The sequence below is a fragment of the Nonomuraea sp. NPDC049624 genome, assembly GCF_040675255.1.
In the GTDB taxonomy this organism is placed as follows: domain Bacteria; phylum Actinomycetota; class Actinomycetes; order Streptosporangiales; family Streptosporangiaceae; genus Nonomuraea.
In genome coordinates this window covers 559,561-573,465 of sequence record NZ_JBFAOR010000007.1, presented here as the reverse complement: position 1 = coordinate 573,465, position 13,905 = coordinate 559,561, and the positions used below count along the sequence as shown (strand labels likewise).

At 75.1% G+C, this 13,905-nt stretch carries 13 protein-coding genes; 2 read left to right on the top strand and 11 right to left on the bottom strand.

Features of this window, described 5'->3' with window-relative positions; translation table 11 throughout:
* Positions 1-2: 2 nt before the first annotated feature.
* Genes AB0J76_RS30560 through AB0J76_RS30550 form a run of 3 tightly spaced genes read right to left on the bottom strand, consistent with a single transcriptional unit; the run spans position 3 to position 1,594 of the window.
* Complete coding sequence (locus tag AB0J76_RS30560; RefSeq protein ID WP_352327826.1) at positions 3-473, bottom strand: SRPBCC family protein; 471 nt, start codon at positions 471-473, stop codon at positions 3-5.
* Positions 466-813 (bottom strand): metalloregulator ArsR/SmtB family transcription factor, encoded by a 348-nt coding sequence (locus AB0J76_RS30555; protein WP_352327825.1) that lies wholly within the window; start codon positions 811-813, stop codon positions 466-468. Before AB0J76_RS30555 ends, AB0J76_RS30560 begins: the two co-directional genes overlap by 8 nt.
* Before the next feature lie 34 nt (positions 814-847).
* Positions 848-1,594 (bottom strand): SDR family oxidoreductase, encoded by a 747-nt coding sequence (locus AB0J76_RS30550; protein WP_352327824.1) that lies wholly within the window; start codon positions 1,592-1,594, stop codon positions 848-850.
* 171 nt (positions 1,595-1,765) lie between these two features.
* On the opposite strand from AB0J76_RS30550, the gene AB0J76_RS30545 reads away from it, so the two are divergent.
* Positions 1,766-4,660 carry a M36 family metallopeptidase gene (locus AB0J76_RS30545; protein WP_352327823.1) on the top strand — a complete coding sequence of 965 codons (2,895 nt, stop codon included), beginning with the start codon at positions 1,766-1,768 and terminating at the stop codon, positions 4,658-4,660.
* Positions 4,661-4,732: 72 nt separating this feature from the next.
* On the opposite strand, the gene AB0J76_RS30540 is transcribed toward AB0J76_RS30545, so the two are convergent.
* Genes AB0J76_RS30540 through AB0J76_RS30505 form a run of 8 tightly spaced genes read right to left on the bottom strand, consistent with a single transcriptional unit; the run spans position 4,733 to position 12,284 of the window.
* Positions 4,733-6,193, bottom strand: a complete 1,461-nt coding sequence (locus tag AB0J76_RS30540; protein WP_364391267.1) for an aldehyde dehydrogenase family protein — start codon at positions 6,191-6,193, stop codon at positions 4,733-4,735.
* Positions 6,190-7,287, bottom strand: a complete 1,098-nt coding sequence (gene pcaC, locus AB0J76_RS30535) for a 4-carboxymuconolactone decarboxylase (protein ID WP_352328081.1) — start codon at positions 7,285-7,287, stop codon at positions 6,190-6,192. Before pcaC ends, AB0J76_RS30540 begins: the two co-directional genes overlap by 4 nt.
* A 2-nt stretch (positions 7,288-7,289) precedes the next feature.
* On the bottom strand, positions 7,290-8,465 hold the full coding sequence (gene pcaB / locus AB0J76_RS30530; protein WP_352328072.1) for a 3-carboxy-cis,cis-muconate cycloisomerase: 1,176 nt from the start codon (positions 8,463-8,465) through the stop codon (positions 7,290-7,292).
* Entirely contained in the window at positions 8,452-8,976 is a 525-nt protein-coding gene (gene pcaG / locus AB0J76_RS30525) for a protocatechuate 3,4-dioxygenase subunit alpha (RefSeq protein ID WP_352328073.1), read from the bottom strand. Before pcaG ends, pcaB begins: the two co-directional genes overlap by 14 nt.
* Positions 8,973-9,725, bottom strand: a complete 753-nt coding sequence (gene pcaH / locus AB0J76_RS30520; RefSeq protein WP_352328074.1) for a protocatechuate 3,4-dioxygenase subunit beta — start codon at positions 9,723-9,725, stop codon at positions 8,973-8,975. Before pcaH ends, pcaG begins: the two co-directional genes overlap by 4 nt.
* 5 nt (positions 9,726-9,730) lie before the next feature.
* Positions 9,731-10,879 carry a thiolase family protein gene (locus AB0J76_RS30515; protein WP_352328075.1) on the bottom strand — a complete coding sequence of 383 codons (1,149 nt, stop codon included), beginning with the start codon at positions 10,877-10,879 and terminating at the stop codon, positions 9,731-9,733.
* Positions 10,876-11,505 carry a CoA transferase subunit B gene (locus AB0J76_RS30510; RefSeq protein ID WP_352328076.1) on the bottom strand — a complete coding sequence of 210 codons (630 nt, stop codon included), beginning with the start codon at positions 11,503-11,505 and terminating at the stop codon, positions 10,876-10,878. The genes AB0J76_RS30515 and AB0J76_RS30510 overlap by 4 nt, the downstream gene beginning before the upstream one ends.
* Complete coding sequence (locus AB0J76_RS30505) at positions 11,502-12,284, bottom strand: CoA transferase subunit A (RefSeq protein WP_352328077.1); 783 nt, start codon at positions 12,282-12,284, stop codon at positions 11,502-11,504. The genes AB0J76_RS30510 and AB0J76_RS30505 overlap by 4 nt, the downstream gene beginning before the upstream one ends.
* A gap of 142 nt (positions 12,285-12,426) precedes the next feature.
* Between AB0J76_RS30505 and AB0J76_RS30500 the strand changes: the two genes are divergently transcribed.
* The gene (locus AB0J76_RS30500) at positions 12,427-13,896 is read left to right on the top strand and encodes an IclR family transcriptional regulator C-terminal domain-containing protein (protein WP_352328078.1); all 1,470 of its coding nucleotides are present in this window, start codon (positions 12,427-12,429) and stop codon (positions 13,894-13,896) included.
* Positions 13,897-13,905 lie beyond the last annotated feature (9 nt).

Sequence of the window (13,905 nt, the reverse complement as noted above, 5' to 3'; positions counted from 1 at the left end):
CGTCAGCGCGCTTTCAGCAGCTCGGCGAGGCGGTCCATGGACTGGGCGCCGCCCTTGGGGCCGTCGGCGCGGACGATGGCGTCGCGCGCCTCCACGGACGGATGCACCGACCGGGCCACGTACCGGGTACGGCCGCCGGCCTCCTCCAGCCGCACGGTCTCCAGGGCCACCTCGCCCGGCGTGCCCTCGAACTCCCACGTGCGCACGTACCGCTCCGGCGGCACGACCGCGTGGTAGACGCCGCCGAAGGCGTACTCCCGGCCGCGGGCGTCGGTGTTGACGAAGCGCCACCGGCCACCCGGCGCGACCTCCATGGCGTCCACCCGGGTGTCCAGCCAGTGGGGGCCCCACCAGCGCGGGATCAGCGCAGGGTCGGTCACCGCCCGGAACACCACGTCCCTGGGGGCGGCGAAGGCCCGGATCATGATGATGTCCTGGCGGCCGGGTTCGATGACGAATTCGGTCTCACCCATGGTCACGTCCTTCCTCGCTGTGCCGGAGCCTGCTGATCTCCTCGTCGAGCCGGTCGAAGCTGCCGGTCCAGCGTTCGCGGTAGCGGTCGATCCACGCGGAGGCGCCGTCCAGAGGCTCCGTCTCCAGGCGGCACGGCCGCCACTGGGCGTCGCGTCCGCGGCTGATCAGCCCGGCCCGCTCCAGCACCTTCAGGTGCTTGGACACGGCCTGCAGGCTCATCTCGAAGGGCTCGGCCAGCTCGTTGACCGTCGCCTCGCCGTCGGCCAGCCGGGCGAGGATGGCCCGCCGGGTGGGGTCGGCCAGGGCGGCGAAGGTGAGGCTGAGCTGGTCGTCGGGCATCGGTGCGTACGTTCCTTCCTGGGCGGTCCCGACCCTAATGGTCCACGATCGCGCCGCAGGAGACGTTCACGGTCGCCGACGTCATGGTCCGCGCCCGGTCGGAGGCGACGAACGCCGCCACGTCGCCCACGTCGGCGAGGGTGGCGAGCCGGCCGAGCAGGGTGGGCGCGCGCAGCTCCGCCTCCAGCGCGGCCTTGCCGGGGAACGAGTCGGGGATGCTCTCCGGCACGCCGCCGGTGATCAGGGTGACCACGCGCACGCCCTGCGCCCCGGCCTCGCAGGCCCACTGGCGGCGGATGCCCTCCATGGTGTCCAGCGACACCTTGAACCCGCCCAGCCCCGGCTGCGTCTGCGGCCCGCCGCCGCCGAACAGCAGGACGACCCCCGAACCGGCCATGTGCCGCACGGCGGCCCTGATGGTGAGGAACTGGGTGCGCGCGGCGACCTGGATCGGCCGCAGGAAGTCCTCGACGGAGATCTCGGCCAGCGGGCGCTGCACGTCCTGGACGGAGACGGCGTTGAACGAGACGTCGATGCGGCCCGCGCGGGCGGCCACCGAGCCGGTGAACGCGTCGACGGCCTGCTCGTCCAGCGCGTCCACGAGGGCGGTCTCCGCCGTGCCGCCGGCCGCGCGGATGTCGTCGGCGACCTCGTCGAGCGGGGCCCGGGTGCGGCCGGCCAGGAAGACGCGGGCGCCCTCGCGGGCGAAGGCGCGGGCCACCGCGCCGCCGATCGAGCCGCCGCCGCCGTAGACCACCGCGACCTTTTCTCGGAGCAGCATCTCTTCCTCCTTGTTCAACCCACTGGTTTATCAACCTACAGGTTGAGTACGCGGCGTTGTCAAGAACTGGACAGTCCTGGAGGCTCGATCCGATCTTGTCAGGACCCCGGGACGGTGTTACCTCTGGCGGGACGGGCGTCAACCGCGCGTCTTTCGCGCCCAGGAGGAACCGTGTCCACCAGACCCTGGTTACGCAGCGCCGTGATCGCCCTCGCGGTCACCGCCACTGCCCTGCCCCTGACCGGCGCCGCCCGGGGCGAACCCGGCGGGCAGGCCCCGATCGTCCACGACTTCCAGGCCGAGCAGCACGGCAGACCGGACCTGGACAACCGGCAGGGCCGCGTCCCGCCGCCCGCCGGGCTCGGCGCGCGGGCCGCCGGCGCGGAGATCCGCTGGAACGCCCTCGGCACCCCCGCCGTCGTCACCGGCGCCGCGCCGCTCGCCGAGGGCCTGGGCGAGGACCCCGAACGGGCCGCCCGCGCCTACCTGGCCGCCAACGAGCCGCTGTTCGGCCTGTCGGCGGAGGAGGTCGCCGGGCTGGAGAAGGTCGCGGTCAACCCCCTCGGCGCCGGTGCCGTCGTGCTCCTGCGCCAGCGGTTCGGCGGGCTGCCGGCCGGGGTGGACGGGCTCGTCGCGGTCGGCGTCGTGCGGGGGAAGGTGCGCCACGTGACCTCCTCGCTCGCCCGCGGGCAGGCCGCGCCCCCCGCCGCCGCGATCAGTGAGGCGCGGGCCCTGGAGATCGCGGCCCGCGACGGCGGCGTGGACCTGGCCACGGCGACGACCAAGCAGGTCACGAAGGTGGCCGTGCCCGCGCCCGACGGCGTGCACAGCGCGTACCAGGTGGTGCTGATCGGCGGCGGGAAGGGCGAGGCGGCGGCGTACACCACCCACGTGGACGCGGTCAGCGGCGCCATCCTCACCCGCGAGAACCTGGTCGACCACTTCGACCCGGAGAACCCGCGCTGGGCGGCCTTCCCGGTCAACCCGCCCGGCGACTACTCCGCCACCGACACCCGGCGGACCTGGTGCCAGGCGGCCGGGCCCGGCTGCGACCTCGCCACCGGCGGCGACCCGGCGACCGGCCGCGCCTGGGACGTGGACCACGCCACCGGCGCGCCCACCCACACCAGCGCGGGCAACGCCGCCCGGACGTATGAGAACCGCGCGAGCGGCGACCCGTTCACCGTCGGCACCCGCGCGAACGCGCCCTCCCCCAGCCGCGACTACGTCTACCCGTGGCGCAACACCTGGCACCGGGCCAAGTGCGACCCGGCGACGTTCGACCAGCCGGGCGAGGCGGACTTGGAGGCCGCCATCGCCAACCTCAACGCCATGCACAACCGCATGCACGACTGGTCCTACCGGCTCGGCTTCACCGAGTCGGCCTGGAACATGCAGGTGGACAACGGCGACCGCGGCGGGCTCGGCAACGACCCCGAGCTGGGCAACGCCCAGGCGGGCGCGCGCGTGGCGTCGGTGCGCGACAACGCCAACCAGATCACCGGCCCCGACGGCCTCGCCCCGATCACCAACATGTACCTGTGGCAGCCGATCGCCGGCTCGTTCTACTCCCCCTGCGTGGACGGCGACTACGACATGTCGGTCATCGGCCACGAGTACAGCCACGCCATCTCCGGCCGCATGATCGGCGGCCCGAACGCCGGCTGGAGCGGCGCGCAGGCGGGCGCCATGAACGAGAGCACCTCCGACCTGTTCGCCATGGAGTACCTCGACGAGTACGGCTTCCGCTCCTCCGGCGCGACCCCGTACGTGATCGGCCCGTACGTCACGGGCGACCGGACGCGCGGCATCCGCAACTACGACATGTCCAGGTCGCCGCTGAACTACAGCGACATCGCCTACGACCTGGTCGGCGCGCAGGTGCACGCGGACGGCGAGATCTGGACCGCCACCCAGTTCGACGTCCGCGAGGCGTTCGTCAGGCGGTACGGCAAGGGCACGCCGGCCCGGCAGCGCGACTGCGCCGACGGCAAGGTGGCGGTGGACAGGTGCCCGGGCAACCGGCGGTGGGCGCAGCTCTCGTACGACGCCCTGCTGCTGATGGCCTCCGGCGCGGTCAGCTACGTCGACCACCGGGACGCGATCCTGGCCGCCGACGCCATCCGCTTCGACGGCGCGAACCAGGACATCCTGTGGCGGGCGTTCGCCGAGCACGGCCTGGGCAAGGGCGCGGCCAGCAACGGCCCGAACGACCCCGACCCGACGCCGAGCTTCGTCGACCCGGCCGGCCGCAACGGCTCCCTGCAGCTCAAGCCGCTCGGCGAGGCCAGGGACGCGGCCCTGCGGCTGTACGTGGGCGACTACGAGGGCCGCGCGGTGCCGGTCGCCGACACCGACCCGGCCACGCCGCTGGGCGACACCGTCGAGATGACGCCGGGCACGTACCGGTTCGTGGTGGCGGGCGCCGGGTTCGGGCACGCGCGGCTGACGTTCCCGGTGGTGGCCGGGGCCAGGCGGCCGCTCCCGCTGCCGCTGCCGCGCAACCTCGCCTCGGCCGCGGCGGGCGCGACGGCCGCCGGCGACGGCGTCAACCAGGCCCGGCTGATCGACGACACCGAGGCCACGAACTGGGCCTCGCGCACCGGCGCGCCAGTCGGCCGGTCGGTCGTCGTGGACCTGGCCGGCGACCGTCCCGTCACGGTGCGCAGGGTCCAGGTGAGCGCGATGCTCCGGCCCGACGTCGGCGACGCCGCCGACCCGGGCGGGCAGAACAGGTTCTCGGCGCTGCGCGCGTTCGAGGTGCTGGCCTGCGCCGCGAACTGCGCCGACCCGGCGAGCTTCAGGAAGGTCTACACCAGCCCGGCGGACGCGTTCGACGCCACGCTGCCCCGGCCGCGCGGCGCGGACCTGCTGGTGCGCTCCTTCCGGGTGCCGCCGACCAGCGCCACCCACCTGATGTTGCGGGTGGTCAGCAGCCAGTGCACCGGCAACCCGCGCTACGCGGGCGAGCAGGACGCCGACCCCGGCTCCGCGACCGACTGCGCCACCGCGAGCCCGGCGCGCGAGCAGGTGCGGGCGGCGGAGTTCCAGGCGTACGCCCACTGACCCGGCGGCGGGCCGGCCGACCGGCCCGCCGCTCGGAGCACGGCCCGCCGCTCCCAGGGGCGGGCCGGGCGGTCAGAACGGGTAGTGGGCCTGTTCGGTGGCCAGGGTGATCCAGCGGGTGTTGCTGAACGCCTCCAGACCCCACCGGCCGCCGAACCGGCCGTAGCCCGAGGAGCCGGCGCCGCCGAACGGCGCCTGCGGCTCGTCGCCCACGGACTGGTCGTTGACGTGCACGATGCCGGTCCGCAGGCGGCTGGCCACGCGCAGGCCGTGGGTGCCGTTCTCGGTGATGATCCCGGCGGTCAGGCCGTGCTCGGTGTCGTTGGCCAGGGCCACGGCCTCGTCGTCGGTGGCGAAGGCGCCGACCACGCACACCGGGCCGAACGCCTCGCCGTAGTACAGGCGGGCGTGCTTCGGCACATCGGTCAGCACCGTGGCCGGGTGCACCGCGCCGTCGGGCTCGCCGCCGCCGGCCAGCACCGTCGCGCCCTTGGCGACCGCGTCGGCGACCAGCCCGGCCACCCGGCGGGCGGCGTCCGCGCTGACCAGCGGCCCGATCACCGTCTCCGGCCGGGACGGGTCGCCGGCGGGCAGCGCGCGCACCTTGTCGGCGAACCGGCGGCCGAACTCCTCGGCCAGCGACTCGTGCACCAGCACGCGGTCGCCCGACATGCAGATCTGGCCCGCGTTCATGTAGACGCCGAACGCGGCGGCGTCCACGGCGTGGTCGAGGTCGGCGTCGTCCAGGACGATGATGGCGTTCTTGCCGCCCAGCTCCAGCAGGGCGGGCTTGAGGTGGCGGGCGGCGTGGGTGCCGATGATCCGGCCGACCTCGGTGGAGCCGGTGAAGTTGACCGCGCGCACGCGGGGGTCGGCGATGAGCGCCTCGGCGACCACGGCGGCGTCGGCCGGGTCGTTGGTGACCACGTTGAGCACGCCCGCGGGCAGCCCGGCCTCGTGCAGCAGGTCGGCGACGAACAGGCCGCACGCGATGGGGGCGTCCTCGCTGGGCTTCATGACGACGGTGTTGCCCGCGGCCAGGGCGGCGGCCACCGAGCGCACGCCGAGGATGATCGGCGCGTTCCACGGCGAGAAGGCGGCCACCACGCCGAGCGGCTCGCGCACGGCCAGGCCGAGCACGCCCTCCTCCTGCGCGGTGAGCACCTCGCCGCGCGGCGCGGTGATCGCGGCGGCGGCCTCGCGCAGCATGTTCGCGGCCAGCCCGACGTTGAACAGCGCCCACGGTCGGGTGCCGCCGACCTCGGCGGCCATCAGCGCCACGGCCTGCTCGCCGCGCTCCTGGAGCAGGTCGGCGGCCTTGAGGAAGATCGCCCGGCGGGCGAACGGGCTGGTGGCGGCCCAGCCGTCGAAGGCGGCCTGCGCCGCGTCCACGGCCGAGGTGACGTCCTCGACGCCCGCGGCGGCCACGGTCGCGTACACCTCGCCGGTGTAGGGGGCCAGGTCGGGCGTCGTACGGCCGCTCAGGGCGGGGACGTTCTTGCCGCCGATCAGCAGCTCACGGGTGATGGTCATGCGGACTCCCCTGATATCTCGGTAAGGACGCGCTGGGCGACGGCGAACGCCGCGTTGGCGGCCGGCACCCCGCAGTAGATCGCGCTCTGCAGCAGCACCTCGCCGATCTCGTCGGCCGTCAGCCCGTTGCGCACGGCGGCGCGGACGTGCATGGCCAGCTCGTCGAGGTGCCCGTGCGCGACCAGCGCGGTGAGGGTGACGCAGCTCCTGGTGCGCCGGTCGAGGCCGGGCCTGGTCCAGATCTCCCCCCAGGCGTAGCGCGTGATGAGGTCCTGGAAGTCCCTGGTGAAGGCGGTGGTGCGGGCGACGGCCCGATCGACGTGGGCGTCCCCGAGCACTTCCCGGCGCACCCGCATGCCGGGGGCGGCGGGCAGGTGGGCGAGCAGCGCGGCGGTGACCCGTTCCGGCTGGTCGACGCCGGCCAGGTGGGCCGCTCCCGGCACCTCCACGAGCGTCGCGCCGGGGATGCCGTCGGCCAGCTCCCTGGCGTGCGCGGGCGGCGTGGCCGGGTCGTCGCGGCCGCCCAGGACCAGCGTGGGGACGGCGATGCCGGGCAGCTCGGCGCGCAGGTCGTAGCCGGCCAGGGCGTCGCAGCAGGCGGCGTAGCCGGCGGGGTCGGCGGCGGCGAGGTCGTCGAGCAGCGCCGGGTCGCCCGGCCCGGCGAACCAGCGCTTGGCCGTGGGCTCCAGCAGCGGCGCGGTGCCGCGCTCGCGGACCAGCGCGGCCCGCTCGCGCCAGCCGGCCGGCTCGCCGAAGCGGGCCGAGGAGCAGATCATCGCCAGGGACCGCAGGCGTCCGGGGTGGCGCAGGGCCAGGGTGGCGCCGATCGCGCCGCCGATGGAGATGCCGGCGTAGTGGAAGGCGTCCAGGCCCAGCTCGTCGGCCAGGTCGAGGACGAGCCCGGCCAGGCCGTCGATCGTGGACACGCCGAGCGACGGGGAGCCGCCGTGCCCCGGCAGGTCGAAGCGGACCACGCGGAACCTGCGGGCCAGCGCGGCGACCTGCGGCTCCCACACCCGGGCCGAGGTGCCGACCGACGGGCCGAGGACGATCGGCTCGGCGTGTTCCGGGCCGTCCAGCCGGTGCTGCAACAACGTCACTTCTCCTCCAGCGCCCGCTTGACCAGGGCGGCGGCGGCGCCGGGCGGTCCGGCGACGGTCAGGGCGGCGCGCATGCGCCCGGGATGCACCCGCAGGCCGGCGACGAGTTCCGCGGCGTCGCGGGCGGCGCCGGCGACCAGGCGCAGCGCCTCGCGCAGCGGCTGCCACTCGGCGTGCCAGGCGCCGGGCGGCCGCTCGTCCTCGGCGGCGAGCGAGGCGTACAGGACGGCGGCCTGGGCGGGCACCTGGCGGGCCGCCGCGGCGATCATCGTGGCCCGCACGGGGTTGTGCTTGTGCGGCATCGACGACGAGCCGCCGCCGACGCCCTCGGACAGCTCGCCGATCTCGGTCCGCGACATCACCAGCACGTCGGCGGCCGGCTTGCCCAGCGCGCCGGCGGTGAACGCCAGCGCCCCGGCCAGGTCGGCGACGGGGGTGCGCAGCACGTGCCAGGGCAGCGTGGGCGCGGCCAGCCCCAGCTCGGCGGCGAACCGGACGGCCACCTCCAGCGCCCCCGCGCCTGCGTCGTCCTGGTCGGGGGCGGTGAACCGGTCGAGGGTGCCGGCGGGGCCGCCGAGCTGAGCGGGAAGGGCCTCGCGGGCGGCGCGGAGGCGGTCGCGGGCGTCGAGGACCAGCTTCCGCCAGCCCGCCGCCTTGAGCCCGAACGTGGTGGGCACGGCCTGCTGGGTGAGCGTGCGGGCGGCCATGACGGTGTCGCGATGGTCCCACGCCAGCGTGGCGAGCCCGGCGGCCACCCGGTCGAGGTCGGCCAGGACCGGCCCGAGCGCCCGGTGGGCGACCAGCATGAGGGCGGTGTCCAGGATGTCCTGGCTGGTCGCGCCCGCGTGCACGTGCTCCCCGTACCGCCCGGCGGCGGCGCGCAGGTCCTCCACCAGCGGGATGACCGGATTGCCGCCCGAACGCGCCCGCGCGGCCAGGCCGGCCGGGTCGAACAGCTCGGCGCGGGCCGCGGCGGTGACGGCGTCGGCCGCCTCCCGCGGCGCGCGCCCGAGCGCGGCCAGCACCCGGGTGAGCGCGGCCTCCGCGTCGAGCATGGCCTGCAGGACCGCCAGGTCGCCGGTCGCCTCGGCCCCGCCGCGCATGGGCGCGAGCAGCCCGAAGTCCCCCAGACCGCCTGCGGAGGATGCGCCGGCGGGGTCAGCCGAAGTCAAGGAAGACCGTCTCCTTCTCGCCCTGCAGATGGATGTCGAAGCGGTGCACGCCCTCCCGCTCCTCGACCGCGACCAGCGTGCGCGCCCGCTCGGGCGGCAGCGAGTCGAGGAAGGCGTCGGGCCGCAGGTAGATGCGGGTGAACAGGTGGTGGAGCAGGCCGCGGGCGAACACGCACACGCTGATGTACCCGTTGCCCGGCTCGACCGTGCGCAGGGTCCAGTGGCCGTCGGCGTCGGTGGGGACGCGGCCGAACCCGGTGAAGTCGACGCCGTGCCGGCCGATGACCGCGCCGTTGACCGGGTCGCGGCGCAGCGAGCCCGGCGCGCCCGACAGGTCGCCCGTGGGGTCGGCCTGCCAGAACTCCAGCAGCGCGTCGGGGATCGGGTCGCCGGCGCCGTCGTAGACGCGGCCGTGCACGGTGATGCCGCCGGCGGCCAGGTCGCCGCCGCCGGGGAAGGGCAGCGCGTAGCCGTAGAACGGGCCGACCGTCTGCGAGGGGGTGGGGTTCATCGGCCTTCCTCCATCCAGGTCGCGGCGGGCCCGTCGAGCACGATGTCCCACCGGTAGCCGAGCGACCACTCGGGCTTGGACAGGTCGTGGGCGTAGGTGGAGACCAGCCGCTGCCGGGCGCCGTCGTCGGTGACCGACTGCAGGATCGGGTCGTAGGGGAACAGCGGGTCGCCGGGGAAGTACATCTGGGTGACCAGCCGCTGGGCGAAGGCCGTGCCGAACAGCGAGAAGTGGATGTGCGCGGGCCGCCAGGCGTTGAGGTGGTTGCGCCAGGGGTAGGGGCCGGGCTTGATCGTGGTGAAGTGGTAGCGGCCGTCGTCGTCGGTCAGGCAGCGGCCGACGCCGGAGAAGTTGGGGTCGAGCGGCGCGGGGTGGTCGTCGCGCTGGTGCAGGTAGCGGCCGGCGGAGTTGGCCTGCCAGATCTCCACGAGCTGGCCGCGTACGGGCCGGCCCTGCCGGTCGAGCACCCGGCCGGTCACGGTGATCCGCTCGCCCAGCGGCTCGCCGAGGTGCTGCCGGGTCAGGTCGGAGTCGAGGGCGGTCACGTCCGTGACGCCGAACACCGGGCCGGACAGCTCGCTCGCCTCCGGGTCCTTCAGCGCGACCAGCGGCTGCTTGGGGTGGCGCAGCAGGGTGCTGCGGTAGGGGGCGTAGTCGCGCGCGGGGTGGTCGGCGGGCCGCTCGCCGCGGGACTCGCTCAGCGCGGCGATCTCGCGGTCGATGTCAGCCTGCGTGAGTGGTTCGGACATGGACGCTACCTTTCGAGTACGACGGCCAGCCCCTGGCCGACGCCGATGCAGAGGGAGGCGAGCCCGACGCCCGAGCCGGCCGCGGCCAGCCGGTGGGCCACGGCGCCGGTGACGCGGGCCCCGGAGGCGCCGAGCGGATGGCCGATCGCGATCGCGCCGCCGTCGGGGTTGACCAGGGCGGGGTCGAGCTCGGGCAGCTCGGCCAGGCAGCCCAGCACCTGCGCGGCGAACGCCTCGTTCAGCTCGACGGTGGACAGGTCGCCGAAGCCCTTGCCGGCCTTGGCCAGCGCCTTGCGCACGGCCTCGACCGGGCCGAGCCCGAAGTAGCGCGGCTCCAGCGCGCTCGCGGCGCTCGCGGTGAGGCGGGCCAGCGGCTCGCGGCCGCGCAGCCCCTCCTCGTCGGTCAGCAGCAGCGCCGCCGCGCCGTCGTTCAGCGGGGAGGAGTTGCCGGCCGTGACCGTGCCGCCGTCCCTCCTGAACACCGGCTTGAGCCGGGCCAGCGCCTCGGCCGAGGTGTCGTCGCGGATGCCCTCGTCCCTGGTCAGGCCGGCGATCGGGACGATCTCGCGGTCGAGGGCCGCTTTGGCCGCCTTCCGGTGGCTGCCCAGCGCGTACGCGTCCTGCTCCTCGCGGGTGATGCCGTGCTTGTCGGCGATCAGCTCGGCGCCCTCGCCGAGCGCGACCGTGTGCTCGGCGGGCATCCTCGGGTTGACCAGCCGCCAGCCGAGCGTCGTGGAGACCAGCTCCCCGCCGCCCGCCGGGAAGGCGCGGTCGGGCTTGGGCAGCACCCAGGGCGCGCGGGTCATCGACTCCACGCCGCCCGCGATCACCGCCGAGGCGTCGCCGACCGCGATCGCCCGGTACGCCTGGATGATCGCCTCCATGCCGGAGCCGCACAGCCGGTTGACGGTGGCGCCGGGCGTGGTGACCGGCAGCCCGGCCAGCAGCGCGGCCATGCGGGCGACGTTGCGGTTCTCCTCGCCCGCGCCGTTGGCGTTGCCCAGGACCACCTCGTCGGCGCTCTCCTGGCCGGTCCGCTCGACCAGCGCCGCGACGACGTGCGCGGCCAGGTCGTCGGGGCGCACCTTGGCCAGCGCGCCGCCGTGGCGGCCGAACGGCGTGCGGACGGCGTCGACGATGTAGACGTCCTTCATGCGGTGACCTCCGCGTCGGTACGGTTGCGCAGCTCGTCCAGGCCCACGCCCGGCGCGCTCTCGACCAGGGCCAGCCCCTGCTCGGTGACGTCGAGGACGCCGAGGTCGGTGATGATCCGGTGCACGCATCGCCGGCCCGTCAGGGGCAGCGAGCACTCCTCGACGATCTTGGGTGAGCCGTCCTTGGCGTTGTGTTCCATGATCACGATGACCTTGCGCGCGCCGTGCACCAGGTCCATGGCCCCGCCCATGCCCTTGACCAGCTTGCCGGGGACCATCCAGTTGGCCAGGTCGCCGCGGGCCGAGACCTGCATCGCGCCGAGCACGGCCACGTCGATGTGACCCCCTCGGATCATGCCGAACGACAGCGAGGAGTCGAAGAACGACGCGCCGGGGAGCACGGTGACCGTCTCCTTGCCCGCGTTGATCAGGTCGGGGTCGACGTCGGCGGGCGCGGGGTAGGGGCCGACGCCGAGGATGCCGTTCTCGGAGTGGAGGACGACGTCGACGCCCGGCGGCAGGAACGACGGGATGCGGGTGGGCAGGCCGATGCCGAGGTTGACGTAGTCGCCGTCGCGCAGCTCGGCCGCCGCCCGCGCGACCATCTGGTCACGGGTCCAGCTCATTCGGTGACCGTCCCTCCTGCCGGAGGCGGGGTAATCGTACGCCTCTCGATGCCCTTGTCGGCGGCCTGCTGCGGGGTCAGCGGGAGCACGCGCTGCACGAACACGCCGGGCAGGTGGACCTCGTCGGGGTCGATGTGCTCGGCCAGCTCCTCGACCTCGGCGACGGTGACGCGCCCGGCCATGGCGGCCAGCGGGTTGAAGTTCCTGGCGGCGCGGTGGAAGACCAGGTTGCCGGACCGGTCGCCCCTGGCCGCCCGGACCAGCGCGAAGTCGGTGCGGATGCCGTGCTCCAGGACGTACTCCCGGCCGTCGAACTCGCGCACCTCCTTCGGCGGCGAGGCGACGGCGACCGTGCCGTCGGGGTGGTGGCGCAGCGGCAGGCCGCCGTCGGCGACGGGGGTGCCGACGCCGGCCGGGGTGTAGAAGGCGGGGATGCCGCTGCCGCCGGCCCGCAGCCGCTCGGCCAGGCTGCCCTGCGGGGTCAGCTCGACCTCCAGGTCGCCGCCGAGGTACTGCCGGGCGAACTCCTTGTTGTCGCCGATGTAGGAGGCGGTCACGCGGGCGATGCGCCCGGCGGCCAGCAGGATGCCGAGGCCGCCGCCGTCGACGCCGCAGTTGTTGGACACGACGCCGATGCCGGTCACGCCGGTGTCGTAGAGGGCCTGGATCAGCACGTTGGGGATGCCGCTGAGCCCGAAGCCGCCGACCGCGAACGACGCGCCGTCCCGCACGCCGGCCAGCGCCTCCGCGGCCGTCGCGACCACCTTGTCTCTCCGCACGACGCTCCGTTCAGCCGAGGATGTCCGCCGAGTGCCCGCCCAGGGGGTGTTCGCTCTGCGAACTTTAGTTCACTATTATGGGTTCGAGTATCTGTAACCGGGGCGTTCCTGTCAAAGCCCCCACCTGGACGAGGAGCCGCCGATGGAACCGGCCGGGACCCTGGAGCGCGGCCTGGCCGTGCTGCGCGTGCTGGCCGCCGACCCCGGGCGGCCCATGCGCGCGACCGACCTCGTCCGCGCCACCGGGCTGGCCAGGTCGACGGTCGACCGCGTGCTGGCCACGCTCGTGCACCTCGGCCACCTGCGGGCCGACGGCCGCGACGTGCTGCTCGCACCGCCGCTGATGGAGCTGGGCGCGGCCTACCTGGCCTGCGACGGCCTCCAGGAGAGCATGTCGCCCCTGGCCGAGCGGCTGGCCGCCGAGCTGGAGGAGTCGGTCTCGCTGGCCGTGCGCGACGGCGACGGCGTGCGTTTCGTCGGCCAGTTCACCCGGCGGCGCACGATGTCGGTGGCCTTCCGGGTGGGCGACCTCCTGCCCGCCGGGCGGTGCGCGGCCGGGCTGGCCCTGCTCGACCCCGCCGCGCCGTGGGCCGAGGACGACCAGCTCATCGAGCCGGGGCTGATCGCGGTCGCGCTGCCCGTCCGCGACCCCGGCGGCACGGCGGTCTGCGCGGTCAGCGTGGTCAGCCACACCAGCAGGCACACGGTGGCCGGGCTGCGCGAGCACGCCCTGCCCCGCCTGCGCGCGACGGTGGCGGACATGGAGGCCGTCCTGGCGGCGCTGTCCGCCCGCCCTCGGGAGCCGCGCCGCGCGCCCGCCGGCCTCGACGGTTCGCGGGCCGTCAAGGAGGAGCTGGGCATGGGTTACCTGCAGTCGCTCGCCCGCGGCCTGGCCGTGCTGGTCTCGCTCGGGTCGGCGCGCGGCGGCTGCACGCTGGCCGAGTCCGCCAGGGTGACCGGCCTGCCCCGGGCCACCGTACGGCGCGCGGTGCAGAGCCTGGAGCGCCTGGGCTACGCCGCCGCCGCAGGTGACCGCCACGTGCTGCTGCCCAAGGTGCTCGAACTGGGCTACGCCCACCTGTCGGAGCGGACGTTCGGCGAGGTCGTCCAGCCGCACCTGGCCGACCTGGTGGCGCGCGTCCGCGAGTCGGCGTCGGTGGCGGTGCTGTCCGGCGACGACGTGCTCTACGTGGCCCGGGTGCCCACGGTCAGCATCATGAGCGTGGACATCACGGTGGGCACCCGCTTCCCGGCGTACGCCACGTCCATGGGCCGGGTGCTGCTGGCCGGGCAGCCCGCCGCGCGGGTGGCCGCCATCGAGCCGAAGCCGCTGTCCCGGCACACGATCACCTCGCCGGAAGGGCTGGCCGCGGCCGTGCGGCAGGCCGCCGCCGACGGGTACGCGCTGGTGGACCAGGAGCTGGAGGAGGGCGTGCGGTCGATCGCCGTGCCCGTGCGCGGGCCGGACGGGCGCGTGGTGGCCGCGGTCAACGTGGCCACGCACGCCGGCCGGGCCAGCCGTGACCACCTGCTGCGCGAGGTGCTGCCCGAGCTCAGGCGGACGGCCGCGCGCATGGAGGCCGACCTCGCGCACACCGGCCGGCTCCCCTAGCGGGCCTGC

Excerpts from the sequence above, each read along its gene's own strand:
- AB0J76_RS30560 (WP_352327826.1), bottom strand. The coding sequence starts at position 473 with ATGGGTGAGACCGAATTCGTCATCGAACCCGGCCGCCAGGACATCATC.
- AB0J76_RS30555 (WP_352327825.1), bottom strand. The coding sequence starts at position 813 with ATGCCCGACGACCAGCTCAGCCTCACCTTCGCCGCCCTGGCCGACCCC.
- AB0J76_RS30550 (WP_352327824.1), bottom strand. The coding sequence starts at position 1,594 with ATGCTGCTCCGAGAAAAGGTCGCGGTGGTCTACGGCGGCGGCGGCTCG.
- AB0J76_RS30540 (WP_364391267.1), bottom strand. The coding sequence starts at position 6,193 with ATGACCATCACCCGTGAGCTGCTGATCGGCGGCAAGAACGTCCCCGCC.
- pcaG (WP_352328073.1), bottom strand. The coding sequence starts at position 8,976 with ATGAACCCCACCCCCTCGCAGACGGTCGGCCCGTTCTACGGCTACGCG.
- pcaH (WP_352328074.1), bottom strand. The coding sequence starts at position 9,725 with ATGTCCGAACCACTCACGCAGGCTGACATCGACCGCGAGATCGCCGCG.
- AB0J76_RS30515 (WP_352328075.1), bottom strand. The coding sequence starts at position 10,879 with ATGAAGGACGTCTACATCGTCGACGCCGTCCGCACGCCGTTCGGCCGC.
- AB0J76_RS30510 (WP_352328076.1), bottom strand. The coding sequence starts at position 11,505 with ATGAGCTGGACCCGTGACCAGATGGTCGCGCGGGCGGCGGCCGAGCTG.
- AB0J76_RS30500 (WP_352328078.1), top strand. The coding sequence starts at position 12,427 with ATGGAACCGGCCGGGACCCTGGAGCGCGGCCTGGCCGTGCTGCGCGTG.